The organism is Paenibacillus sp. CFBP 13594, from assembly GCF_014842675.1.
In the GTDB taxonomy this organism is placed as follows: domain Bacteria; phylum Bacillota; class Bacilli; order Paenibacillales; family Paenibacillaceae; genus Paenibacillus; species Paenibacillus amylolyticus_B.
On the sequence record NZ_JACYVQ010000001.1, the window covers coordinates 306,138 to 332,085 of the forward strand.

22 protein-coding genes are annotated in these 25,948 nt (G+C 42.8%); 15 read left to right on the plus strand and 7 right to left on the minus strand.

Going from position 1 to position 25,948, the window contains the following annotated elements; genetic code table 11:
* Positions 1-84 precede the first annotated feature (84 nt).
* Positions 85-621, plus strand: a complete 537-nt coding sequence (locus tag IFU39_RS01635; RefSeq protein ID WP_192131063.1) for a hypothetical protein — start codon at positions 85-87, stop codon at positions 619-621.
* Between the two features lie 30 nt (positions 622-651).
* Complete coding sequence (locus tag IFU39_RS01640; protein WP_105599309.1) at positions 652-1,380, plus strand: DUF1361 domain-containing protein; 729 nt, start codon at positions 652-654, stop codon at positions 1,378-1,380.
* A 141-nt stretch (positions 1,381-1,521) separates the two neighbouring features.
* Here the strand turns inward: IFU39_RS01640 and IFU39_RS01645 are convergent, their stop codons facing one another.
* Positions 1,522-2,535 (minus strand): alpha/beta fold hydrolase, encoded by a 1,014-nt coding sequence (locus tag IFU39_RS01645; protein WP_181155468.1) that lies wholly within the window; start codon positions 2,533-2,535, stop codon positions 1,522-1,524.
* Positions 2,536-2,640: 105 nt separating this feature from the next.
* Here IFU39_RS01645 and IFU39_RS01650 point away from each other — a divergent pair, with 105 nt between their 5' ends.
* Positions 2,641-3,234 carry a TetR/AcrR family transcriptional regulator gene (locus IFU39_RS01650; protein ID WP_091017834.1) on the plus strand — a complete coding sequence of 198 codons (594 nt, stop codon included), beginning with the start codon at positions 2,641-2,643 and terminating at the stop codon, positions 3,232-3,234.
* A 143-nt stretch (positions 3,235-3,377) separates the two neighbouring features.
* Positions 3,378-4,400, plus strand: coding sequence for a serine hydrolase domain-containing protein (locus IFU39_RS01655; protein WP_105599308.1), 1,023 nt, complete (start codon positions 3,378-3,380; stop codon positions 4,398-4,400).
* 97 nt (positions 4,401-4,497) lie between these two features.
* Here IFU39_RS01655 and IFU39_RS01660 read toward each other — a convergent pair whose 3' ends face one another.
* Both IFU39_RS01660 and IFU39_RS01665 read right to left on the minus strand, forming a co-directional pair.
* Positions 4,498-5,478 carry a serine hydrolase domain-containing protein gene (locus IFU39_RS01660; RefSeq protein ID WP_105599307.1) on the minus strand — a complete coding sequence of 327 codons (981 nt, stop codon included), beginning with the start codon at positions 5,476-5,478 and terminating at the stop codon, positions 4,498-4,500.
* Between the two features lie 81 nt (positions 5,479-5,559).
* Complete coding sequence (locus IFU39_RS01665; protein WP_105599306.1) at positions 5,560-5,769, minus strand: helix-turn-helix domain-containing protein; 210 nt, start codon at positions 5,767-5,769, stop codon at positions 5,560-5,562.
* A gap of 129 nt (positions 5,770-5,898) precedes the next feature.
* Between IFU39_RS01665 and IFU39_RS01670 the strand changes: the two genes are divergently transcribed.
* The gene (locus IFU39_RS01670) at positions 5,899-6,162 is read left to right on the plus strand and encodes a DUF6809 family protein (RefSeq protein WP_105599305.1); all 264 of its coding nucleotides are present in this window, start codon (positions 5,899-5,901) and stop codon (positions 6,160-6,162) included.
* Between the two features lie 73 nt (positions 6,163-6,235).
* Here IFU39_RS01670 and IFU39_RS01675 read toward each other — a convergent pair whose 3' ends face one another.
* Positions 6,236-9,727 carry an SIR2 family NAD-dependent protein deacylase gene (locus tag IFU39_RS01675; protein ID WP_105599304.1) on the minus strand — a complete coding sequence of 1,164 codons (3,492 nt, stop codon included), beginning with the start codon at positions 9,725-9,727 and terminating at the stop codon, positions 6,236-6,238.
* A 180-nt stretch (positions 9,728-9,907) separates the two neighbouring features.
* Between IFU39_RS01675 and IFU39_RS01680 the strand changes: the two genes are divergently transcribed.
* Both IFU39_RS01680 and IFU39_RS01685 read left to right on the plus strand, forming a co-directional pair.
* Positions 9,908-10,975 carry an ankyrin repeat domain-containing protein gene (locus IFU39_RS01680; RefSeq protein WP_105599303.1) on the plus strand — a complete coding sequence of 356 codons (1,068 nt, stop codon included), beginning with the start codon at positions 9,908-9,910 and terminating at the stop codon, positions 10,973-10,975.
* 405 nt (positions 10,976-11,380) lie between these two features.
* Positions 11,381-12,733 carry a glucoamylase family protein gene (locus IFU39_RS01685; protein ID WP_105599302.1) on the plus strand — a complete coding sequence of 451 codons (1,353 nt, stop codon included), beginning with the start codon at positions 11,381-11,383 and terminating at the stop codon, positions 12,731-12,733.
* Positions 12,734-13,056: 323 nt separating this feature from the next.
* Here IFU39_RS01685 and IFU39_RS01690 read toward each other — a convergent pair whose 3' ends face one another.
* Complete coding sequence (locus tag IFU39_RS01690) at positions 13,057-13,710, minus strand: MerR family transcriptional regulator (RefSeq protein ID WP_105599301.1); 654 nt, start codon at positions 13,708-13,710, stop codon at positions 13,057-13,059.
* 23 nt (positions 13,711-13,733) lie between these two features.
* Positions 13,734-14,342, minus strand: coding sequence for a CPBP family intramembrane glutamic endopeptidase (locus IFU39_RS01695; RefSeq protein ID WP_181155467.1), 609 nt, complete (start codon positions 14,340-14,342; stop codon positions 13,734-13,736).
* 372 nt (positions 14,343-14,714) lie between these two features.
* Between IFU39_RS01695 and IFU39_RS01700 the strand changes: the two genes are divergently transcribed.
* The 4 genes from IFU39_RS01700 to IFU39_RS01715 all read left to right on the plus strand — a co-directional run bounded on the left by IFU39_RS01700 (position 14,715) and on the right by IFU39_RS01715 (position 19,383).
* Positions 14,715-15,692 carry an ABC transporter permease gene (locus IFU39_RS01700; protein WP_105599299.1) on the plus strand — a complete coding sequence of 326 codons (978 nt, stop codon included), beginning with the start codon at positions 14,715-14,717 and terminating at the stop codon, positions 15,690-15,692.
* A gap of 16 nt (positions 15,693-15,708) precedes the next feature.
* Complete coding sequence (locus tag IFU39_RS01705) at positions 15,709-16,620, plus strand: carbohydrate ABC transporter permease (protein ID WP_091017811.1); 912 nt, start codon at positions 15,709-15,711, stop codon at positions 16,618-16,620.
* Positions 16,621-16,658: 38 nt separating this feature from the next.
* The gene (locus tag IFU39_RS01710; protein WP_105599298.1) at positions 16,659-18,269 is read left to right on the plus strand and encodes an extracellular solute-binding protein; all 1,611 of its coding nucleotides are present in this window, start codon (positions 16,659-16,661) and stop codon (positions 18,267-18,269) included.
* Positions 18,270-18,366: 97 nt separating this feature from the next.
* Positions 18,367-19,383: a glycoside hydrolase family 130 protein gene (locus IFU39_RS01715; RefSeq protein WP_105599297.1), complete on the plus strand. Its 1,017-nt coding sequence runs from the start codon at positions 18,367-18,369 to the stop codon at positions 19,381-19,383.
* Between the two features lie 74 nt (positions 19,384-19,457).
* On the opposite strand, the gene IFU39_RS01720 is transcribed toward IFU39_RS01715, so the two are convergent.
* Positions 19,458-21,788 carry a helix-turn-helix domain-containing protein gene (locus IFU39_RS01720; protein ID WP_105599296.1) on the minus strand — a complete coding sequence of 777 codons (2,331 nt, stop codon included), beginning with the start codon at positions 21,786-21,788 and terminating at the stop codon, positions 19,458-19,460.
* Positions 21,789-22,049: 261 nt separating this feature from the next.
* Between IFU39_RS01720 and IFU39_RS01725 the strand changes: the two genes are divergently transcribed.
* Genes IFU39_RS01725 through IFU39_RS01740 form a run of 4 tightly spaced genes read left to right on the plus strand, consistent with a single transcriptional unit; the run spans position 22,050 to position 25,944 of the window.
* Complete coding sequence (locus tag IFU39_RS01725; RefSeq protein ID WP_197997680.1) at positions 22,050-23,099, plus strand: amidohydrolase/deacetylase family metallohydrolase; 1,050 nt, start codon at positions 22,050-22,052, stop codon at positions 23,097-23,099.
* The gene (locus tag IFU39_RS01730) at positions 23,077-24,186 is read left to right on the plus strand and encodes a DgaE family pyridoxal phosphate-dependent ammonia lyase (protein WP_105599295.1); all 1,110 of its coding nucleotides are present in this window, start codon (positions 23,077-23,079) and stop codon (positions 24,184-24,186) included. Before IFU39_RS01725 ends, IFU39_RS01730 begins: the two co-directional genes overlap by 23 nt.
* Positions 24,183-24,938, plus strand: a complete 756-nt coding sequence (dagF, locus tag IFU39_RS01735; RefSeq protein WP_105599294.1) for a 2-dehydro-3-deoxy-phosphogluconate aldolase — start codon at positions 24,183-24,185, stop codon at positions 24,936-24,938. The genes IFU39_RS01730 and dagF overlap by 4 nt, the downstream gene beginning before the upstream one ends.
* Positions 24,931-25,944 (plus strand): sugar kinase, encoded by a 1,014-nt coding sequence (locus IFU39_RS01740; RefSeq protein ID WP_091017798.1) that lies wholly within the window; start codon positions 24,931-24,933, stop codon positions 25,942-25,944. Before dagF ends, IFU39_RS01740 begins: the two co-directional genes overlap by 8 nt.
* The last annotated feature ends 4 nt before the right edge of the window (positions 25,945-25,948 follow it).

Here is a 25,948-nt window from a genome sequence, read left to right on the forward strand (position 1 = left end):
ATCTATAGTATGCTTAGAGAGTGGTAAACTTATGTAATATGTTAGGAATATTCCACAAATAGGAACAGGTATGGTGGTGATTAAGTGGAGGAGACCGATTGGAGTGTAGCCAAGGATGTGTTTGTCAAATATTACGGGAGCGCTGTACAGATGCATCGAGAAGGTGTGTATGCGGACTATAAGCGATGGAACGTACCCCAAGCGTTAGAGGAACAATGGATAGGGGAGCGAATTCAACAATTAAGTTCCGAGCTGTCTATCATGAATTGGGATGCGGTAGATGAGCTTGCGTTGATTGCCAAACATCGGACAGAACCCAGTATTATTACGGCAATTACAGCATTTGCTTCAAGACAAATGAAGAGTGCGGACAGTATGGTTCGTCTCATGTATGCTGAACGTCTGATTGAGCTGATTAAACGGTATGAATCCTCTCTGCCAATGGACAAGATACGGGAAACCTATCAATTGACGATGGACTTGCTTGTCGATGTGGCGACTAAACCGTTGGTGCTTGATCCAGGCCATGAATTACAGCAGTATGGATTAAAGGATAAACGTGGATTGAATTTGCGTGTTGAAAAGAACAAGGAAGAAATCATCCGATATTTTCGAAATTAATTTGAATTTTATCAAGTGAGGTCAGAATCATTGAGAAAACTGAATTATATTCGCATATTTATTTTCCTTTGTGTGGTCACAGCAGTAACGCTTGGCTTGCACTATGTAGCCGCAGATTGGCTGGATCAGCGTTATTTCCGCTTCCTGATCTGGAATCTGTTTTTGGGCTGGATTCCCTTTGTGTTCTCTTATGCAGCCTATCTTCTAAGTGATGCGAAATGGAAAGGTGCCGCATGGCTTGCAATAGCAAGTGGTCTGCTGTGGTTGTTATTTTTCCCGAACTCTTCTTACATTGTTACGGATTTGGTTCATCTGACAGCGAGAAGTTCCCGGTATTATGGTGGAAATGGAGTGGACTACACCTATTGGTACGACTTGAGTGTTGTTTTAATGTTTGTCTGGACGGGGCTCCTGCTTGGCTTCTTGTCCATGTATCAGCTTCAGGAAGTGATCTATCACCGAATTGGACGCTGGGCATCCTGGATCTTTGTACTCGCAGGTAGTGCTTTGGGAAGTTACGGGGTATTGCTTGGACGTGTATATCGACTGAATAGCTGGGATGCACTGACGAATCGCGAGACGCTGGTTGAGCTGATGCACGAAAGTGTAAGCCGCCCGTCACTTGCGTTTTGTCTGTTCTTTGGCACGTTTATCATGACAATCTACGCCACACTGTATTACCTGGTTAACACGAGGTCTCCTCGTGAAACGCAGAAAAGTGCAGGAAGTCCTGAGGTTGACCTGCAAGCGTTGCGCTAAATTTTGTTGCCTTGAGGCATGCAGCCAAATAGAACTAATCTTAATATATTGCTTAAAGGGCTGTTCCAAGTCATACACATGGCTATTGGAACAGCCCTTTAACATTATAACGAGCCCTGGATCTGCTGAAAAAACACACCTCTACTTATCAGAGATTAACGCAAGGATTGTTTTCACAACCAGTTCGGGTTCATCGTGGATAACCATATGACCACTGCGGGTGGCCACGATGAGCTGACTATCCTTCGATATATTCAACATGTTATGCTGCCCCGATTGCCATATGGATTCGAGCTTCTGCCCCATTTCAACCGAAATCCCTGCTTGAGCATAGTCTTGAGGACGTCCGCGTGCAATGATACGTACAGGTATTGATCCAAGATTTTGGCCACGAATGGCATCTTCTGTTAAATGGGCGAGTAAGGCTTCTTCTTCTTTGGCATGAAAAAAGGAGGGCGTGGCAATCACATTAACAAAAGTATCTCGATCTTGCTTGGTAACCAGACCATCCAGCAAAAAGTCTGGAAATAATCTGAAAGCGCCGGATAACTTCAGTAAGGATAGGAAGGAGGCAGACGGGTTTCCCTGAAACTGAGCCTGTTCCAACAAAGCCTTTGTATTCTGTTCATCATTTTCAGGTCTCGCGTCAATGAGGACAAGGCTCTGAACCTCACTTGTATAGGTCTGTGCAAAGAGTCTGGCATACATACCACCAAGGGAATGACCTACCATAACGTAAGGTCCCTGAATATTCTCCTTCTCCAGAGCTGCATGTAGCTCTTTGACGATATTCGAACCTGTACGTTCTGTAGGGGCAGATTCACTCCAGGCATATCCTGCACGATCATATGTGACCACCGTTGCATGTTGGGCGAGTGCCGCAGGAATGTCTCTCCACGACAAACTCGTCTCACCACTTCCAGCCTCCATAAGTATGGTCGGCGAGCCATTGCCTTGTTTGTGAATGTGCAGTTGGTAACCGCCGATTTGAACTAACGTACCCGGAGGTGGAAAATCCTTTTTGGCCTGCGAAGAAGCAAACCACTCATAGAGGAATGCTGCACCAATTAGTAGTAGCACTATGCAGAGCAGCTTCACCATGATAATGAAAATTCTGAATCTCTTTCGTTTTTTGGTTGGAATAGTTGTAAGCATGATCTTATGAATTCCTCTCCTACAGTTTTTTATTTAGTACAATGTATTAAAATATATTATAGCACAGTGTATTACTAAAATAGAAGTCTGGTGTATAATGTTGTCATGCCAAAAATCGTAGATCATGAAGCTCAGAGGAAAATCGTTGCTGATGCAGCAATCCGGGTCATTCAAGAGCATGGACTGGAGCATGCTACAGTTCGCAATATAGCAAAGGAAGCGGGACTATCTGTAGGTTCCATGCGTCATTATTTTGCCACACAGGCCGAATTGTTCACCTTTTGCATGAATCTTTTTGCAGAAAGGGTACAGAAAAGGGTGGAGGCATTACAGATGAGTGGATCTGTAATGCAGGATATGAAGAATCTGCTCTTGCAATTTCTCCCGTTGGATGAAGATAGAATGATGGAAATGGAGGTATGGTTTTCGTTTACAGCCAAATTATTGGTGTACCCCGAATTAAAAAAGTTAAGTGATGAGATGCATCAGGGGATGTATCGATCGGTTCAATGGGTGGTTCAGGAGTTGCAAAAGCAGGGGATGACACATCCTGAACTGGATGCCGAGATGGAGATAGAGAAGTTATATGCTCTTGTGGATGGACTCGCCATTCATATGTTAATGCAGCCAGATAGACTTACAGTAAAACGAGTAGAACAAGTGATTGAACAGCATTTGAGCATACTTTGTTCAACTTAGTCTTACCTTGTATGAAGAAGGGGTATTTCCTTTTATAAGGGAGTAATCCTTCTTTTTATGAAAATATGGCAGGTATGCAGGATATGACGAAGAATTAAGAATGAGAATGTAATGAATACATAGACAAGTAGGTGAACAACAAAATGTTGAATGTATTAGAGCTGACAACAAAAGTAGAAGAATTCATGGAACGCGTGAATTTTTCGGGTGTTGTATTACTCCTACAAGGCGGGAAAACCCTTTTGAATATGAAACGTGGTTATGCGAATCGCAGTGAAGAGCTTGCCAATCAGGTGGACACACGGTTCGGCATTGCATCAGGATGTAAGATCTTCACGGCAGTGAGTATATGCCAACTCATTGAAGCGGGTAAGTTGTATGCCGATTCCAAGCTGGACGATGTGTTGGATGTGGAGTTTTCATTATGGGACGAAGGAATTACCATTCAGCAGTTGTTAACACATACGTCAGGCATTCCGGATTATTTCGATGAAGAAGTGATGGATGACTTTTCAGAATTATGGAAAGACAGACCCGTCTACGCGATGCGGCGTTTAAGTGACTTTCTGCCCATGTTTCAGCATCTGCCGATGAAGTCTGCTCCGGGTGAACGTTTTCACTACAACAATGCGGGTTTCATTGTGCTGGGGCTTATTGTGGAACAACATTCAGGACTGTCGTTTACAGATTATGTGGAAGAGCACATTTTCAAAAGTTGTGGCATGAAGGACTCCGGTTATTTCGTAACAGATCAGCTCCCGCGCAACACAGCTTTAGGGTATATCGATCATGAAGATGGCTCCTGGAACACCAATATGTTCTCCATTCCTGTCAAAGGTGGATCAGATGGTGGGGCCTATGTTACCGCGCCGGATATGATTCGATTCTGGGATGCTTTACTGGGTCACCAATTGTTGAATGCTGAGACAACACGGCAGTTATTAACTCCACATGCTCATCAAGAAGATGAAGAGTATTATGGGCAGGGGATCTGGATTGACCGCAAGGGGGAGGAGATTTTTAAATTTCATGTCATGGGGTTTGATCCAGGGGTGTCGTTCATGTCTTCCGTGTATCCAGACTTTGATCTACAACTGGTTGTGCTCTCTAATCAAGAGTCTGGTCCGTATCCAATCACGGTTGCCATCGAAGAAGCATTGGCATAACGAATAAACCCTCAGCCTATGGATTGGTTATCCTACATCAGGTTGGGGGTTCATTGGTCTAACCATTGGTCGAACAACATAAAAGAGCGGCCTGCATTTATAACATTTTCCACAGCTCAGGAGCGATTAATCGAGGGAAAACATCCAGTGGAGGTTTCTCTTTCTTTCGTTTGTCATTGGTTAACACCGTAACAAGTTCCAGCTCAGGGACAATATATACATACTGACCACCAAACCCTCGCGCGTAATAGTAATGGAGATTGGATTGCGTGTCTTCAGTAGCAATATCTTCCGCGTCAGACCTTTCATTCGGATAGACATCGACCCACCAATGCCAAGCATAACTGCCGTAATTAGGTGGGCTGACTGTAATGAATGGCTGAGTCGAACGGGATACGAGATCACTTGAAATGAGAGACTTACCCTCCCACATCCCTTGCTGTAGAAATAGCTGACCGAATTTTAGCAGATCTACGGGTAACATCTTAAGGCCGAATCCGCCGGTGTGTACACCTTGGGGGTCGCTTTCCCATTCATAATCCTTAATTCCTAGCGGGTCAAAGAGATAACGTTCTGCGAACTCGGCTACATTCATACCTGCATTTTGCATCAGAATGGCGGATAGGATCTGTGATACTCCTGAGTTGTACTCCATATGTGTACCCGGTACATGACTTAACCGTTGTTCCAACGTAAAATCCACCCAATGATCGGTGCGGGTCATTCGAGGGAATGAATTTTGCCCACCGAACTCATCCCAGTTGAATCCGGCTGTCATGGTGAGCAGTTGTTCCAGAGTGATTGCTGGCTTACGCGGGTCAGGATCGGATGTCAACTGTGGGAAAAAGGTGGAGATTGGGGCTGATGCCTCTGGCAACAAGCCTTCATACATCGCTATACAGATGAGTGCGGACAGCACACTCTTGGTACATGAATTGATTTTTGCAATATCGGTCGCAGCCTCTTGGTTGCGGTAGTGTTCGTACATAATCTCACCGCGTACGCTGACGAGGCAGCTTCGCAGATCCAGCTGCGGAATGATAAGTTGTAATTTGGCTGACAGTGATGAAGGATTCATAGTGTCCTTTCTGTACGGTTGATTTGTAATAGGATTTTGTGATAGCACGTTATCGCTCTAGAGCATTTGAAGGATGTAGACTTAACATCGTTTGGGATTGTTAGTTTGTCCCAGTATGTAGTCTACACTCACATTATGGAATTCAGACAGCTTGATAAGAACAAAGCTTGGAATATCTAAAGCGCCAGTTTCATAACGAGAATATGTTGTTTGAGAAATTTTCAGCATCTTAGCCATTTGTTGTTGAGTCAGATCTTTATCTTCTCTTAGATCACGAATTCTTATATACATAGATATCACCCTTGATCAGCTTACTCTATGCGGAAACTGCATATTGATTTTTATGCAATTTTCGCATAAAATTAAACCGAGCTAATTAATGAGTTTTTACTGTGAAAAGATTATTAGGGAGGGATTGAAATGAAAAGCATATTAGAAGAAATCTATTATGGTAATCTGAGACCAGAAGAGAATATTGTTCCTAAAGGTTCGGAGTATCGATCTATTAATAAGGAGATTACAGGTTACATCGAAAAATTTCAGAAAAAGCTTTCGGAGGGTGACTTTAAACAGTTGGAGGAACTATTAGACATGATAGATAATATTAATTCCACTAATTCTTGTGAGGCATTTGTGACAGGATTTAAAATAGGGACATTAGTTACGAACGAAGTTTTTCAATGAGAGTAGGTAAGAATTAGCTAGAAATCAATACTTATATAAAAAGCCTACTCGCATAGAGTAGGCTTTTATGGGATCAACTTGTTTTAATAAAGTGATCAGAGTTTATTCTAATCTCCGGTAAACGATGATTTTTAATGATTTCTTTCCAATGATCCAGTTCGGTACCAACGTCTTCACTTTTCATAATAATCAATTGAGTGACTAAAGATGAAATACTTGCATGTAGTTCGAACTCATCTTGAGACAAGATTAAATCATCGTTCTCGATAATAAAATCAATGTTATTGTTGGAGAATTCAATCAAAAACACGCAATCTTCTTTAGAAAAAATCAATGGTTTTGATTTTATAGTTTGAAGGATAGCATCACAAGCTGCTAGTTTCATTGTATGTGATCCGTATTTTAATATTTCAAATAATTGATTTAAGAGAGTAGTAGGTTCTTCATCAATATGGCCTTCTATAATTAACTCTAAATAGCTAGGTAATGCACGTAGAGCATGTTTAATTGAATCATCGGGAAATTTCCAAATTAAATCAGCATAACTTGTTGTAAAATTCAAATCTAAATGTAGCCTCTTTGCTTGTGGAAGAAGGTAGACAAAACAATAAATTTTACAGTGATATATCTCATTAATAAGGGAGCTTAATTTTTCTTTAAGCTTACTATCTAAATAATCCAAAGGAATTGTTTTCAGAATAGTGTAACTGAGATATTGAACTAATAATATTAAGTAATCTGGTGAACGAATTAACCAATTTCTTTCATTCTCTGTTCCTAATAAAATTGCTTTTTGAGAGTCCCACCAATAAAAGAATTTACTTAGCCATTCCGCGAGTATTTCCATTGGGATCTCTTTATTTTTTTCTAAAGTTTTATTTATAATTGATGAGAATTCTTTAAAATAATTATCAAATGCTGAACCGTCACTTATCACCCCATTATTTGTAAACTTCGGGATCTCTTTATTAATGATAAAATCTTGGATAATCTGAAGTGGTTCTCTTTGTTTTAAATTAATGGAGTCAAAAATAAATTCAAAAGTACTTTGAAATACAAAATTACTAAAACCGAAAGAACGATTAGAGGGCAATGAGTTAATAATTAATGCTAGTTGATGCTCTTGTTCTGTTGTCAGGTTTTGCGTTTGATAAAGAAAAACTAACCTTATTAGTGCGCTCTCTTCATTAGCATTTTCGAGTAGATTAGATTTTATTTCCTCTTTTATTTCTAATTTAATTGGTGTTAAGTCATTAATTGATAAAAATATAAGAAAAGGATCGAAGAAATAATTTAAGCTATTTTCAACGAAATTATTATCAAGAGCCACTAGTAATTTTTCAAAGAAAGTTTTCTTTAAATGGTATGTTTTCGAGAAAGTTAATCTTTGAATTAAGTTCGAATAAAGCTCAACCTCAGATATACTATAAATTTTTTTGTTTTCAATTAGCTCGAAAATCATCTCATCAAAAAGTATTTGTTTTTCTGAAGAGAATGCAAAATATACACGTGATAAAATCTCTATTGCATGTTCAACTGGAACTAGTGGAGAAGATTCTATAAGGGAATTAATTAGTATAGACTCGATTATTTTTAACTGAGGAGATTTAAGGTAATAAACAAATTGTCTAGTGAAAATATCTCCAATATCTTTATTGTTTGCATAATATAATCCCTTTGTCAGTGAGAAGTTGGGAAGAATAATGCTAATGTTTTTATGTGCAATTTCAAATCTTTTACGTATATAGTAGAGTCCAAGTTCTTCCTGTAAAATTAAAGCCGCATAAGAGTCTAAAATTTCTTGACTCATAAAATCACCAAATTTTGAACTAGACTTTCTAGTTCTGGGATCAAATCCAAAAGTCTCTTTGTTACCTAAATCATAATTATAATCTTTAACAGATAACCATGTTCTTTCAAGTTCACTGTTTGAATTGCAGCTATGAGAATTAATTTCACGTAATCTCTTTGAGTAGTAACCACGTTTATTAGTAATGCGTTCTAAATTATGGAGCACTACACTTTCAAGAGATAGTAATCTATAATTTTCATTATCAATTGTTAATAATTTTTTTATTTTTAATAAACTGAGTTCGAGTAAATTTTCTGCAACTTGCAATTGCTTTATATTAGAATAAACTACAGCTTTTTTGATATTCCATTCATAATCATTATCCGTGACCTGCCAATTGTTTAATTCAATTAGTACTTCACTGACCTTATTTAGTGCTAACAAATTGAGAATGGTTTCGTACTGAAGAAGGTGTCGTTGCTCCGAATTCAGTTTACTGTCTTTTAAGATATCAAAATACTGATTGAACTTACCTTGATCAAAATCCAATCTAGCTTCTCTAAGGAGAACAAGTTTTATTTCATTTAGGTTAATATCTGAATCGTTAGATGAGACAAAATTTCCTATGATACTTTCGAGAATTCGATGTTTATTAAAATCAAGAGGTATTGAAAATATGTTAAAATACCAGAGAAATTCATTTATTAAATTTATTTTTTCTTGGCTAATATTGTCTTCATTAAAGTTACTGAAAAAATGATTGCTGAGATTATGCAACTTGAGGGCATTTGATCTTCGTATGCTATCCGGTAATACTACCCAGCCAGGATAATTTTTACGATTGTAAATAAAATTATTAAGACTTCCATCTAATATACGATGTGGCCATTCATTTTTTTTCTTTTTTGATTCGTTCATTAGGAAACGGAATATATCTGTATACATATCATTAAAAGGATTTGAACTGCTTGAGTATAATCTTGTAAAGTCGATTAATGTTATCCCCTTCTTCTCCAATTCAACTCCACGATGCTCTTGATCATAACCAAGCATGTATACTTTAGGCATGTGCTCGCCTAAATTCTCCGACACCCATGATGTCCAGTTACTAAAGTTAGGATCATCTCCTGAAAAACCTATTAATACAAAAGTTGTTTCCATAATTGACTGCTGAACCATATTTACAAATGGACTAAATTTTACAGGATAATTATCATAATCCGATTTAGTGAAAATAAAAGGTCTATTTGCAGGGAAACTACCATGAAGCTTAATGATACGAGGTTGAACTGAATTTGGAATGTCACTTATATCATAGATAGTTTGATAATTTCTCTCATGTACATGGCTTTTAGCACGTTCTAAAAGAGTATCGTAATTAGTTGTATAAATATCGCTCCAAGGTAGTTTTAATAAATCAAAATGGAGGCTATCAGGTTCGTAATTGTTATCTGGTATAGCATTTTTAAGAGCTTCATCTAGACTGGTTCTACCGTACTCTTTAACATATAACTGACCTATCTCTAATACATCTACATTGCTAAGGTCTCCTTTGTGGCTCAAACTTTTAGTTAGTTCATCTTTAATATCATGCCAGAGGGCCATGCCATTAAAAGAATCTTCAATCTTTTTAGCATTTAAGCTAAACCCAGCACCAACCATTACTGTAACTCTGCTTTTTCCATCATCTGACCACAATCTATCTCTTATTTTTTTGAAATGAGGATACATATCAAGATTTTCTTGAAAGAATTCTTCAACATCCTTGGTCATAGTTATTCTCCTAGAATATGTATTTTTTTAAAAATATTTAAATGAAAATTTATATTTCTAATATGAGAATTCGACAATTCTCTTAAATTAGTGATAGGTTATAATAATACTATTTTATATTATATCCCATTCATAAATTCAACTAAATATAAAATTGATTAGTAGTAGGAGGGTGCACCTTTGTTCAAAATCGGAAATCAAGGATCGTTCGAAACGCTTCCTGATCAAGCTAGGGCAATATATGAGGGAGATACCGGTGCTGTAGAACAATTCATTAAGCAGGGCATGGGTCTCGAAGAAGAGATCACACTCAGCAAATACATAGCATTAACGCCGTTAGACCTTGCCTTAATCTGCAATCAACTGGAAGTGGTTAAGTTGTTGTTCGAGCATGGAGTTAATCTGAATGTCAAAAATAATCCGGCGATCCTGAAGGCAGTTAGATACTGTGGAGAAGAAATGGTGCGATACCTGTACCAACACGGTGCAAAGTTAAATGGCCTTAATCGGGTCAAATCCAGTGCATATGATGAAGCCTACTATGGTAACAAAAAGAATATAACCGTGCTGAATGAACTGGGGTTGGATATTCGTAAATATGGAGGCAAAACGTTGCGCAAAGCGGTAGCTGATCACGATATGAAGACAATTCAGTACTTGCTGGATCAAGGATTGGACGTCAATTACAATGAACCGGATATGGTATACCCGTATAAGGCGACACCTCTCACGGTAGCTGCAAGACTTAATAACATGAAGATGGTTCGATATCTGGTGGACCAGGGAGCAGATGTGACCATTCAGGAGAAGGATGGAGAGCGAGCGTACACAATTGCAGTGAGTCAGAAAAATGAAGAAATGGCTGAATATCTAAAGGGGCATGAACCTCAAGAATTTCATGATATGAGCAACAAATTGCAAGCATTAAAGTCATTTAAACTTCCGCAGCAACTTATTGATTTTCTAACTAGTGGACTCCGAAGAATAGACTTGCAAGATTGTGAATCAGGCATCCGATATATAGAATTCTTTCATCTGATCGATACGGTGGAGATGAAAATGGGCAGACATAAGTTACTGCGTATTTCTTCGGACATCGATCAATATTCACATATCCTGATAGTCTGGAATCCGAGCAAAAAAATGATTGGATATGCAGACATTGAACATCAAGAGCACGGAACGATAGCTACATATGAAGAGTTCATGTTAAATCCAGCTACAGCTATAGAGGATATCCTGAATTAGATGGAGTATGCACGAGAATTCCATGAACCTCTTTCCTATGATCATACGGAAGAGGTTCTTTACTATTACGAACATGTTAATATAGGAAAAATATCATATGAAAAAAAGTACGATAGTGTGTGATAAAGTCTTAATGGTAAAATACCAAATTATGTTATAACCGTGGCAACAAATATCATGTATGTGCTTTGATATTATCTCACCCATCCCCATCCTGAACCAGAGCAACTCAGTTTCAATGAAATTGAGATTGGCTTACTTAATGAAACGTTTCGAATTTATATTAATATATTATTCTTATGATAATCAGAATTTGTAAGCGTTTTATTTTCTTGTTTACGGAAATGGGAAATTTATGATAACATATACACGAAACGTTTCGAATCCATTTGAAGGGAGAACATCATGAAAAAAGCAAAAATATTCAGCTTCATTTTAACTTTTTGTCTGTTCGCTAACTTATCTTTAACTCCTATGGCCTCAGCAGGTGACTCAAGCAATTTAATTGGATTTCGAGCAGAATTGAAAGCGATTGCATATAAGACCTATACATTTTTTGAGGACTATACGGATCAGAACACTGGCTTGACTTACGATGAAGTTCGGCTCACTGAAAAAGGGACAGAAGAAGCTAAACGTACCTCGCCCACGAACATCGCCATGTATATGATGAGCACCGTTTCAGCGCAACAATTGGGTATCATTTCGAAGAAAGAAGCAGTACATCGCCTGCAAACGACTATCAATTCCCTAGAAAAGTTAGAAAAGTGGAACGGCTTATTTTATAACTGGTATAACACAGATGACGGTACAGTGAAGAAAGATTGGGGACAATTTATATCCCAAGTCGATAATGGCTGGTTATCCGCTGGTTTAATTGTTGTTGGGCAAGCCTATGAAGAACTTCATGGGGCAACAAGCGAGTTGGTCGAAAATATGAATTATACTCCGTTATATGATCCTGAAGTCGGCCAATTCCGTGGAGGCTATGATGTGGCTAAAGGCGCACTGACGGATCACCATTATGGAATGTTTTACACGGAACCACGTGTAGGCAGCTATATTGCCATTGGGAAAGGTGATGTTCCCCAAGAGCATTGGTGGAAGATGTATCGCACATTACCTCAAGAATGGGATTGGCAAGCTCAGATTCCTCAAGGCAAATCCGTTAAGTACGATGGAGTGGATGTGTTTGAAGGAAGTTATGTATACAAGGATAAAAAGTTCGTGCCAAGTTGGGGAGGCAGTATGTTTGAAGCTCTTATGCCCGGTATGGTTATAAAGGAAAAAGACCTGGGTACTCAAGCTTTGGGATTGAACAATCAGCGTCATGTTGAATTGCAGATCGAATATGCCAAAGAAAAAGGGTATGCAGCATGGGGCTTTTCACCTTCTGCAACTCCGACAGGTTACAGTGAGTTTGCAGCAACGCCGTTAGGGACCTCAGGTTATAAAGATGGAGCAACGGTTACAGCACACGCAACATTCCTTGCCCTGGATTATGCCCCTGAAGCTGTTCGAAAGAATATTAAAGCTTTAAAGAAATTCAAAATGTTTGGCAAGTATGGGTTCTATGACTCAGTCAATGTTGAAACGGGAGAACTCGCAAAAGCTTATCTGGCACTGGATCAAGGAATGATTATGGTGTCGATCGCTAACTATCTTCAAGACGGTGTTATACGCGATTATTTTCACAGTGATGTGATAGGGCAGACGCCAGAAGAATTGTTGAAAAAAGAAGTTTTTTCTATTCAATGAAGGGGAGGAAAACTTGCCATACCGATTGTTTAAACGGAACGAAGCAGAGTGTTTTCTGCTTCGTTCCATTTGCGTTTGTCGAACCGTCTCTTAGGTTTAAACCTCCTATCCGTAGCGAGAACCGCCAAGAGCCTTCCGGTAAACTTGAGATGTTTAGGCTGGGTGAAAGGAGTGGTTTTTCTCATGAATGATGCAATGACTTCCAGAGTTGTATTAGTAGTTATCAAGATCCTATAGAGAAGATTTCTTCTTCGTATTTAATACCTCAAATGCCTCTGTCAAAAAATCCATGGTATGCTTAGGGATCAACGACTAATAGGGTTTTACGTTTTATAAAGTTCTTCATTCTTTTCTTCGTCATTGAGAATCAGGTGATTTAATTGGGTATTTGTAATGATATCCTTCAACTGTTGCTGTATGGAAGGATGATCTGGTTTAAGATCGTGTAGGGTAGCTCGATGGACAAGCAATACCAAATTGAATAATTGTTCATCCAAGTAAGTTTGCTTAGAGATATCCTCTGGGAACACCTTTTCAATAATATCCGTAGAAACATACTTTTGAAGTAGCTTCTTTTGGTCCTCCTCAACACGCATCGAGTTCATAAGTAACATGAGTAATTCTGAGTTTAATTCATTGAATTGATCTTTTTCCTTTAACCATTTTATTCGTTTAATTAATGCCAAAGAACAATCAATAGCTTTTCTCCTATGTTTAAGCGATTGTTCTTGAACTTTAATTATTTCATCAAAAGAATATTGCGGATTATCCAAACCGGCTTTAATCTCGTTTAATGAAAGTCCTAGAGTTTGCAACAATTGAATTTCATGCAGCCTTTTAAAATCCTCATTTATATATACATGATGATCATTTTCGTTCTTTTGTGAGGGAACCAATATGCCAAGTTGTCGATAATGTCTTAACGTACGAACTGTTGTGCCCGCCAGCTTTGCAAATTTACTCACTGTTAATTGCATCTAACGTCCCTCTTTTCAAATAATCAGTTCTTGTATTTTCGTGCCAGAATAATTCCAATAGAAATATTATAAATGACATGCGCAAGGATTGGGGGAATTAACGACCCGGTAAAATAAAAGAGCAGTGCAAAAATCAAACCATTCACAAACACAACGATAAGGACACCTGTAGCTCCTCTATATTGAGGAACATGTATTATCCAAAATAGAAAAGTGCTTATTAGAATGACGAGCCAATCCAGGAACAAAGAATATCCAATAAATAATCCGATCAGGACCCCTCTAAAAAAGAATTCTTCAAATATACCACCTATCGCCGTTAAAGCTATACCACTTGGTTGAATCATTATTTTTTTAATCATATCTGACCCTTCGGTTTTAGGGAGTTCTGTTCTTGTTTTGATAAATGTAATTAGAACAATCGTAGTAATAAATAAACTAAAAATAAGACCGATGATGATTGCGGATAATACACTAATCTCGTTTGGTATGAATAGGGAAGCTATAAATGGTAATATTCCTCCCCACTTAAAAAAAACAATAAAAATAAATCCAATAAATAGAAAAGCTGATTGCGTTAGTAATGCGATCAGCAGTATTTTGTAATGTTCCTTTGTATGGGTCTCAGACATCATGAAAACTCCTTTATCACATTTTTTTCATTGTAGATTGTGACGTAACGTCCTCCGCAACAGCTTTTTTTATCAAAGTATTGATCAGTTACTCATAACAAACGTTTGAATTCTTGCTCGGTGATCACAATATGTTTCTTTTGCAACGTGGAGGAGGTTCGTAATTCACATATTTACAGCCTTGCTCCATCTGCAACCATCCACATCAGGGCTGAACGAAAAGTACCGCAGTAGCGCGGTTTTACACACCCTATCGTGACAATGCAGAACCTACATATTTACCGTGTCATCTTCGTTTCACTATACTTCGAATTGTAAGCGTTACCAAAATGGAGTCAGCAAGAATGCAAAGCAGTAACATAACCGTAGGTAATGAAAGACATAGAAAGGAGTGAGAAAGTGAAGGAGAGTCACACAGTAGTATCCGTAAATCCTTCATTGAAGAAGAACTCCCTTGGCAAGAGAATTTGGAAAAACTGGGAGCTTTATCTGTTCATGCTTCCCGCGTTGTTGTACTTCCTTGTTTTTCATTATGGCCCGATGTACGGCATTCAGATTGCTTTTAAGAATTTCGTACCTTCAAAAGGAATTACAGGCAGCGAGTGGGTTGGTTTTGACCATTTTGAACGGTTCTTCAATTCTTATTTTTTCTGGGATCTGCTCTGGAACACATTCAGTATCAGCTTCTATGAACTTGCCATCGGATTTCCGTTGCCTATCATATTGGCGCTGGCCTTCAATGAAGTCCGCAACGGCCCTTTCAAGAAATCGGTCCAGACGGTCACCTATGCACCCCATTTCATTTCTGTAGTTGTCATGGCAGGTATGATCATTACCTTTTTATCACCCTCAAGCGGAATGATTGTCCGGTTCATCGAATTCATTGGTCTTGAACCAGCACAGTTTCTGACTGATCCCGCATGGTTTAAGACGGTGTATGTATTTTCCGGCGTCTGGCAGAGCACCGGGTGGGGAACCATTATTTATCTCGCAGCCTTGTCAGGCGTAGATCCCCAGCTCCATGAAGCAGCCATTATGGATGGAGCAAGCCGAATTAAACGGGTGCTGCATATCAATCTGCCGACGATATTACCCACGATTACGATCATGCTGATCTTGAATATGGGTAATATACTGGGTCTTGGTTTCGAGAAGATTCTGCTGCTGCAGAATTCACTCAATATGGAAGCATCCGATGTAATTTCCACCTATGTATACCGCGCCGGTTTGGTGAACGCCCAGTATAGCTTCTCAACAGCTGTCGGATTGTTCAACTCGGTAGTCAACGTTATTTTGCTTGTTACGGTCAACCAGATCGCCAAACGCACCAGCGAGAACAGCCTCTGGTAGAAAGGAGTTGAAGTCTTTGGTTACTGCGATGAAAGAATCTCGGGGGGACAAGCTTTTTCTGATCAGCACTTATATTTATCTGGGTCTGGCAATGCTGGTTGTTCTCTATCCGCTCATCTATATTCTCAGCGCTTCAATCAGTTCGCCGCAGGACGTCAATTCGGGAGCGATGTGGTTGTTCCCGAAAAATGTAACACTGGACGGATACAAGCTTGTGTTTGAGAACCCAAAGATATGGAGTGGTTACTGGAACACCATTATCTACACAGTGGTGGGCACTCTGCTCAATCTCGCCGTCACTCTGCCGGCCTCGTATGCGCTCAGCAGATCTGATTTTGTCGGGCGCCAGTTGTTCATGGGCCTCATTCTGTTCACGATGTTCTTCAGCGGCGGAATCGTGCCGACATATCTGCTGGTCAAAAATCTTGGACTCATGAACAGCATGTGGGCATTGGTCCTGCCGGTGGCCGCTTCGGTCTGGAATATCGTCGTGGCCCGCACTTTTTTTCAGACGACCATTCCGAAAGAACTTCAGGAAGCAGCGCATATTGACGGCTGTACGAATCTAAAGCTGTTCATTCGCATTGTTCTACCGCTGTCGGCACCGATTGTAGCCGTTATGGCCCTGTTCTATGGGGTCAGCCACTGGAACAGCTACTTCCCGTCCCTGATCTATTTAAATGATGAAGCGAAGTATCCGCTGCAGATGGTTCTGCGTCAGATCCTTGTTCTTCAGGAAATGACAGCGGAAACGACGGGCTCTTCCATCAACGGCGAGGTGGCCACCGCCATGAATAATAAGGCAGAAACGGCATCCCTGATTAAATATGGAGTCATTGTTGTCTCCACACTGCCTATCGTGGCAATTTATCCGTTCCTGCAGCGTTATTTTGTCCAAGGGGTCATGATAGGCTCTGTTAAAGGTTAAACAGCTAAAATGTGATGAAATCAAGGGAGGAATTATAAATGCCAACCACACGCAAGTCATGGAAGCTTCTGTTATCTTCGGCTCTAGTTATTACATTACTGGCAGGCTGCAGCAGTTCAAACGAAGGTGAAGCGAACAACAATCTCGGAAAAGTCGCTGTGAACAATGAAGGTTTCCCGATTGTTAACGAACCCGTTACTTTGTCGCTTATGGCGCCAGATGTAGGGATTCAGAACTGGGAGAACATGGCTGTGCTTCAGCAGATGCAAGAGAAGACCGGTATTAAGCTGGAATACAAGAACGCACCGAAGGATAGCTTCGAAACGAAGAAAAATCTGGTGCTCGCCAGTGGAGATTACCCGGATATCCTCTATGCTGCCGGTTTGACAACTGCAGAGCAGATGAATTACGGAGAGCAGGGTATCCTCATTCCACTGGAGGGTCTGATTGAAAAGTATGCTCCGAATTTCAAGGCGCTGTTGGAGGAGAATCCGGATGTCCGCAAATCGATAACTGCACCGGACGGGCATATCTATTCCTTGCCAGTAGTAGAACTTAGCCAGCACTGGTACCGCAATCCGATGTGGTATAACGGGGACTTTCTAAAGGCGCTGAATATCGATAAACTCCCTGAAACGACAGAGGAGTTGTATACCTATCTGAAGCGTGTGAAAGAGGAAGATCCCAACGGCAATGGCATAGCCGATGAAATTCCGATTTCCTCGGTGACAACACCCGCTGCGAACCTCCGCGATATCCGTACATGGCTGCTTGGTGCCTTCGGCATTTATGAAGAAGAAATTTATGTGGATGATGCGGACAAGGTGCATTATACACCACTTGAAGAAGGTTACAAGGAGTATTTGACTTATATGAACCGCCTGTGGTCTGAAGATCTGCTGGATCATGAGAGCTTCTCACAAACAGCGGAGCAAAAGAAGGCCAAAGCACAGAACAATCAAATCGCCCTCTTTTCGGACTGGCATGCCTACATGAGCAAAGGTGGAGAACCTTCGACGGCGGATCCGATGTTTGCACCTGTTCACAGTGAATCAGTTGCTGCTCCAGCGATTGCAAAGAATAGGGGGATTACAAGCGGCGCCTTTGCTATCACGCAGAGTAATCCTGCGCCGGAAGCCTCTATGCGCTGGGTGGATTATCTCTATTCGTATGAAGGTGCCATGTTCTTCAATAAAGGTCCAGAGGGCACTCTCTGGGAGTACACTGACAAAGATAACCGGGTCAAACGTTACTTGCCGGTACCCGATGGTAAGGAAATGGAAGATTATCGGGCAACGCTGACACCTAACTACGGCATTCCCGCTCCTACCCTGTCCATGGATGATATTAATAAGGGGCTGAAGACAGACTTTGACCTCTGGGTAGAGCAGGAGACCAAGCAGAAGCTTCTCGATAAAGGCGCACGGATTCCGTATCCCACACTGTTCCTTACGGTGGAAGAGCAGACCGAAATCAGTGGCCTGAATTCTGATTTGAAGACATATGTGAATCAGATGGAGGCGAAATTCATCACTGGAGCCGAGCCGCTTACGGGTTGGGACAATTATGTGGCGACCGTCAAAAAAATGGGCGGAGAGCGTATGGTTGAAATCAATCAGGCTGCCTATGATCGTTGGAAATCCAACTAATCAGGTCCATGCGAAGAAAGTTGCTGTAAAAATAAAAGGTGAGATATAAGGTTGCAACGCATCCCTGAATATTCATGCAGATGCAGGAGGAATAGACATGCAAATCACGAGACATCCGAATAATCCCATTGTTGTCCCGGGCGACTATGAATGGCGTAAGGTTACGGTTTTCAACCCTGCGGTCATCATCGATAACGGTAAATTTTATATGATTGAGCGCACTGCTGGTTCCCTAACTCCATGCAAAAATTATTTGGGTCTGCTAGAGAGTGAAGACGGGGTGAACTTTACCCACGTGAAGGATGAACCCATTGTGACGCCAGACATGCTGGGATTCCCTTATGGTAGTGTGCAGGACCCGCGGATTGTCAAAATTGACGGAACCTTCTATCTGAACTACGCCCTTCGTCCCTGTGCCATGAGTTATTACCCTACCGGGGCAGGCGTCCCCCTTCGCTCTATTCCGGAATATCCGGATGGGTGGGGGGACGAGGCGGGACATTGGCTAACCCGGTCCTCCATTTTGAAATCAGATAATCTGCTGGATTGGGAGTATGTGGCGGACACGACACCTCTTGAGATTAATGACCGGGACAACATTCTGTTCCCTGAGAAAATAGGTGGCAAATTCGTACTGTTGCGCCGCCCTGAGGAATATGTAGGGGAAGCCTACGGTACGGATAAGGCGGCCATGTGGATTACCTACTCCGATGATCTCGTGAACTGGGAAGAGCCCAAGCTGCTTGCTACCGCCCAGAACCTCTCCTGGGAATCGCGTAAGATTGGGGGCTCTACGCCCCCGATCCGTACGGACAAGGGTTGGCTGGTACTCTATCATGGCGTTGATGAAGACATTGTCTACCGTGTGGGGGCCATGCTGCTGGATTTGGAGCAGCCCGAGAAAATCATTGCCCGGACACATCATTTTATTATGGAGCCAGAGACGTATTATGAGAAATTTGGGTTCCAGATTCCAAATGTCATCTTCCCAACCGGAAATGTGGTCAAAGATGGACTGCTCTATATCTATTATGGGGTAACAGATACGGCGATTGCCCTTGCAACTGTTCCGCTGGGTGAGTTGGTAGAACACATCCTCCAGGAAGGGCAGTAGCTAAATAAACCATAAATGAAGCGATATCTTCAAATATAAGAATGTAGTACAGAGGGTGCGGAAGCTCCGCCAATTTAAACAGGTCTTTTAATAGTAGCTCCTCTCGAGGCATGTTCCTTGCGATACTGCCCTGGCGTTAAACCGATTTCTTTTTTGAATTTGCGGATGAAATTTGGCGCATCCATGTAACCGACCTGTTCGATAATTTCTTTGAGCGGTGCGCTAGTATTCTCCAGCAGCCGCATGACTTCATCTACACGCCGCTGCCAGATATATTGTGAGAAATTGCGGCCGGTCTTCTCTTTGAAGCTCCGGCTTAAATAAGAAGTTGAAATGGCAAACTTAAGTGCCACATGCTCTAGGCTGAGTGTGTAGTCTGCAAACTGTTGATCCACGTAAACCAGAATATCATCCATTAATGTAGACTCGCTTGTCTTCGTATTCAGCTCCACCTGCGCGCAAATGTCAGCAGCAAGACAGAGCAAACGACTCTCCAGATCTTCAAGTGTTTCAAAGGCAGTCAGTTCTGACATATTGGCGAACACCTCGTTCATACCAAGCTCGGAGGCGGTGCGTAGAAAAGCGTTCAGCAGATCGAAACAGATGCAGCGCAGTAGATGAACCTGTAATGGCTCATTTTTGATCGTATGAATGGTTTCGGTAATCAGTTGCACGGTTACCGATTCGTTGCCCTGCTTAAGGCTCTGCTCCAGTTTCAGCATGGATTTGCGTGGAATCCAGAAGCTCTCGGAAGTAGAAGGGTTCAGCTCTGCAAGCTGCTCGAAATAAGTTACCTGACCGCTGTGTTGGATGATCCGATGCTCCAGAGCTGTAGCAGCTTCAATGAAGGATTGATTAAGACGGGCCAAGTCCCCGTATGCCGTGCCGACACCGATACTCAGAGATAGCTGCGAATGCTCGCGGATTACCAATAGAATGGCTTCAATTACCTCTTCCAATTGGTTTTGAATCGGCTTCTCCACATCACCGGGAAGTGAAATTATCAGAGCAAACTGGTCTTTGACCGAGAATTCTACGCCGAAGATCTGAGCACCGGTACCTGGAAGACATACATTGCTAAGTATATCCTGCAACAGAAGGCGTTCCTGCCAGCACTTGTCGCCAGGCAAAGTATCATCCCAAGACAATATAGCCGAGAAATAGAGGCCTTGTCCTTGAGGATGCCGGAATCCGGCGTTCAGAATCATTTGTTCGATCTCCGGATCATCCGGCTTGCCTTGCTTGAGTAACAGCAGCATGCACTGATTACGGACGAAGGGCTCCTGAAAATCAATTTTCGCACTGTAATTGTGTAGGGTCTGTCGTATCCATTCCCATTCATTGTGGAGCTTGGAAGCATCATCGCCGTTGCCTCTCATCTTGTCCATCAAATCTCTGATTGGATGGTACTGCCGTTTGGCTAGCAGCAGCGCAGCAGCTATACCGGTAATGACAGTAATGCAGAAGACAATCAGGATCAGAGTCTGGACATGGGCGACACGGCTGAAGAACTGGAAGCTTGGCATGGTGGTTACATAGGTCCAGCCATTTTCTTCCGATTGAACAGAAACAACGGAGTATTGTTCTCCGTCCATCTTCAAATTATGGATACCAGGCGCAAGTGTAGCTAAGTTCTCAATTTCGTCCTGTGGAAGGCTGATGCCATGGCTGTTCGCGGTCAACACCTCTCCGGAGGGACTGAATATATAGCTACTTCCCGAAAAATCACTCAAAATCGAATCCATAACCCCGGTAAGATTGGATTCTTTCATTAAATATACAACGGTACCATATGGAAACGGGTCGTTAGGTTTGACGGGCACAAGCATGACGAGCATCGGCTCCATTCGGGAATTAACCTTCACGTTCTCAGCGGGACGGACCAGGGGCTGCCTGGTTTCATTCAAATCCTGCCGCAAATCTTCCAGACTCCAATGCTCGAACTGATAGAGGCTAGCAAAGGTGACATCAAGATTAGCCAAACCGCGGTGCGAATAGATGTGGGAATCGTTATGGAAATAGAGAAGCAGATCCTCTGCAATACTGCTGCTGGCTTTGTAATTGGCCAGCGCCTGAATCGCCTCCAAGCTGTAATAGGGATGTTGTACCATATAAGGTGTCAAGTGTTTGTCATAGGCGATTCTCCCCGCTATTTCCTGAAGTTCATTCATCCGGTTATCTATCGTGCTCTTCACCTGGTTAAGCTGATTGACATTTGCTTGTTCAATCTCAACACGCAATCCCTTGACAGCGTTTTCATATATAAAAATAGTTACACCTGTCAGAGGGATAAGAAATATGAGAATGTAAGAAAAGGCATATTTCAGCAGAAGCCTTGATTTGAAATGATTCCAGCTGAGCCTGAATCTGTCGAGCAAGGATGGCTTGAGTGCCGAATTTGCCATGAAGCAGTCCTCCAATGTTAAGATATTCGGATTAAAATCACTGTTCTCTTCTGGATTACACTTGTGCTAGTATAAACATTATAACATTATAATCTTTGAAATGAAGTAGCTCATCAGGCTTATTTTAACGATTTGGAAATACAGATCTCATGTCATGAATCATTTTTGAAATTTGCCTGTATACCGGGGTTGAAAAAGGAGATGGGATGAGTGGGCACAGAGAATGTGCTGCGCAATTTGCAGCTTGTTGACGGGCGGATCATGGATATCGCCATTCAGGACGGGATCATCACCGCCATGTCACCGCCAGGCCAGGCTGAAGGAGAAATTGAGTTGGATTGTTCAGGGTTATATGCGTCCAGTGGGTGGATTGATCTGCATGTACATGCCGTCCAGGACCTTGATCCCTATGGCGATGATATCGACGAAATTGGTGTGAAGCAGGGGGTAACAACGCTTGTAGATGCCGGAAGCTGCGGTGCAGACCGAATTGGAGCTTTCTATACCGCAAGACTACAGGCTGCTACACAAGTATTTGCTCTGTTGAATATTTCAAGGATCGGGCTCGAACGGACGGATGAACTGTCGCAGCTGGAATGGATCGACCGGGCCAAGGTCCTGGAGGCGGTAGCGGCTTATCCTGATTTCATTGTTGGTCTGAAAGCCCGCATCAGCGAAAGTGTTGTCAAAGACAGCGGTATACAACCGCTCAAGCTCGCACGCACACTCTCGGAAGAAACGAAGCTACCGCTCATGGTTCACATCGGTTCTGCTCCGCCCGCGATCTCGGATGTGCTGGAGTTACTACATTCGGGCGATGTAATCACCCATTACCTTAACGGAAAGTCCAACAATCTGTTTCATCCGGACGGCACACCGCTGCAAGAATTACTGGATGCGGCTGCTCGGGGAGTTCATCTGGATGTGGGGCATGGAACAGCGAGCTTCTCCTTCCGGATTGCAGAACAGGCCAAGGCTGCAGGCATTGCACTAAATACAATCAGTACGGACATTTACCGAGGCAACCGTATGAATGGTCCGGTATACAGTATGGCGAATGTGCTGACGAAATTTCTGTACCTCGGCTACAGTCTGGAAGAGGTCATTCGCGCGGTTACAAGAAGTCCAGCGGAGTGGCTCGGTAAGCCGGAGCTCGGGAAGATCAGGGTGGGACAGCCAGCAAACCTGACTTTGTTTTCCCTGGAAGCAGGAGAAAAGCAACTTGAGGACTCGGAAGGAGATGTCCGGGTCACGCAACACTATATTGAGGTTAAAGGAGTCTTTGCTAATGGGTCACTCATTACAGGCTAAATATGGATTGAAGCGTGTTATTAATGCCAGTGGAAGAATGAGCATCCTTGGCGTTTCTGCACCAACGGATTCAGTCATGGATGCGATGAAACAGGGCGGACAGCGGTACGTGGAAATTGCGGAACTTGTGAACAAATCCGGAGAATATATTACACAGTTACTTGGTTCGGAAAGCGCAGTTGTGGTGAACTCTGCATCCAGCGGTATTGCGTTGTCGGTTGCAGCCATTGTGACCGCCGGAGATCCGCGTCTAAGCCTTCGTCTGCACCAGGAGCCGATATTGAATAATGAAATTATTATGCTCAAGGGACATAATGTGCAATATGGAGCGCCAGTTGAAACCATGATATTCCTTGGTGGCGGCCGGGTAGTGGAAGTCGGATATGCGAATGAAGGCCGCAAGGAGCATATCGATCAGGCGATCGGTGAACACACTGCAGCCATTCTTTATGTTAAATCGCATCATACTGTTCAGAAAAACATGATTTCGGTGGAAGAGGCTTGGGAGGTTGCACAGCGTAGAGGGGTGCCGCTGATTGTGGATGCGGCAGCGGAAGAGGATCTGCGCAAATATATCCAATTTTCGGATCTGGTCATTTTCAGCGGGTCAAAAGCTATTGAAGGCCCTACTTCCGGCATTGTCGCCGGCAAAAAGAAATATGTGGAGTGGTTACAGGTACAGCTGCACGGGATTGGCCGCAGCATGAAGGTTGGCAAAGAGACCATTTTTGGGTTACTTCAAGCTCTGGAGGAATACCAGGACAAAGCGGACAATAGTGAACGAGAGAAGCAAACGCTGGAGGCTCTTCAGCCACTTGGTGGACTTCCTGGTGTTTCAGTCCGCATCGTGCAGGATGAAGCCGGCAGATCGATTTTCCGAGGACGTGTACAGATTGATTCCTCTCTTGCTGGGGTGGATGCGAAGAAAGTGAATGACCAGCTTCGTGAAGGTGTAATTGCGGTATATACCCGAGACTATGGCGTCAATCAGGGGTATTTCGATATTGATCCAAGGTCGCTGCAAGGGGATGATTTGCAGGTCATCGTCAGCAGAATACATGAAATCGTGGGAGGCAAACCAGAATGAGTCATATTCAGCAGTGTCTGTATAAGAATAGGGCGGCAATTAATGTACTGGCAGGAAGTATCGGGAACGCAAGAGATGTATACGAGGCTGCGGAAGGTTATGTACTTGTGGGTGTGCTCTCCAAAAATTATGCTACGTCGGAGGAAGCCGTAGTTGCCATGACTGAATATGGTCAGGCTATTCAAGAAGCCGTATCCATCGGACTTGGGGCTGGAGACAGCCGTCAGGCTGCAGTTGTGGCCGAGATTGCCGCGAGCTACCCGGGAAGCCATATCAATCAGGTATTCCCGGCAGTGGGGGCAACCCGTGCCAATCTGGGACCTAAAGATAGTTGGATTAACTGCCTGGTATCTCCGTGCGGGCAGCCAGGCTATGTAAATATATCGACTGGCCCTGTTAGTTCAGTAACCACTCCGCAGGCCATTGTTCCGGTTCATGCCGCGATTGCACTGGTTCGTGACATGGGAGGGAACGCGCTCAAATATTATCCGATGCAGGGATTGAATTTGGAGGAGGAGTACCGTGCGGTTGCCAAGGCTTGTGGGGAAGCGAATTTTGCTCTGGAGCCCACTGGCGGAATTGATCTGGATAACTTTGGACCCATTCTAGAGATTGCACTACAGGCAGGTGTACCTCAGGTTATACCACATGTCTATTCTTCAATTATTGATTCACAGACCGGGAGTACGAACGTACAGGATGTCCACAGACTGCTGGAAACAATGAAATCGTTGGTGGATCGGTATGCCTAGGGTTGCTGCTTTTGGCGAAGTGATGATGCGGCTGCAGGTTCCGGGCTACGAAACGCTGGTCCAGAGCAGCAGGCTGGAGTATTCTTTTTCCGGCAGCGGGGTGAATGTAACGGCAGCATTAGCCAGATACGGCCATAATGGCGCTCTTATTACGACCTTGCCGGAAACTCCGGTGGGCGAAGCGGCTATCGCTTATCTGCGCAAGCTTGGGGTGGATACCTCTCTTATTAGACACGGCGGTAGACACCTTGGGATGTATTTTCTGGAGAATGGCTTTGGAGCACGTCCAGGCAGAGTCACTTACACAGACCGGCTGGGCAGCAGTTTCAATACGGCGGATGCGGCCAATTATGATATGAAAGATCTTGCCTCCCGGATCGACGTTCTTCATTTGTGTGGCATTACGCTGGCTATGAATGATGGCGTGCGCAAGCAGATGAAACGGCTTGCTGAGGAAATGAAGAGTGCTGGGGGCAAGGTTGTATTTGATTGTAATTACCGTCCTGCGTTATGGGGAACGGATGGTTATGTCAAGGCCCGCCCGCATTATGAGGAACTGCTGGGGCTGGCAGATCTGGTGCTAATGAATGAGAAGGATGCGATGGGTATTCTTGGCATTGGAACCGGAGAATATGATAGAATAACACAGATGAAGCAAGCGATTCCTGAAGTTGCACAGCGCTTCGGAATCGGAACGGTAGCAGGAACCCACCGTGAGATTAACGCGGACCATACGCATTCCTTGACAGGATATATCTATCATCAAGGTACGTTCGTATTTTCCCGCAAGCTAACATTCCCGGTGTACGACCGGATTGGTGCCGGCGATGTGTTTGCCAGCGCCATCATCCATGGGGAATTGCAGCAATATCCACAGGAACATACGGTTAATATGGCAGTGGCGGCAGCGATGCTGGCCCATACCACACAAGGTGATACAGCGCTTTTTACCGAGAATGAGGTGCTTCGGGCGCTGTCGGACCATACCTCAGATGTTGAAAGGTAGTGAA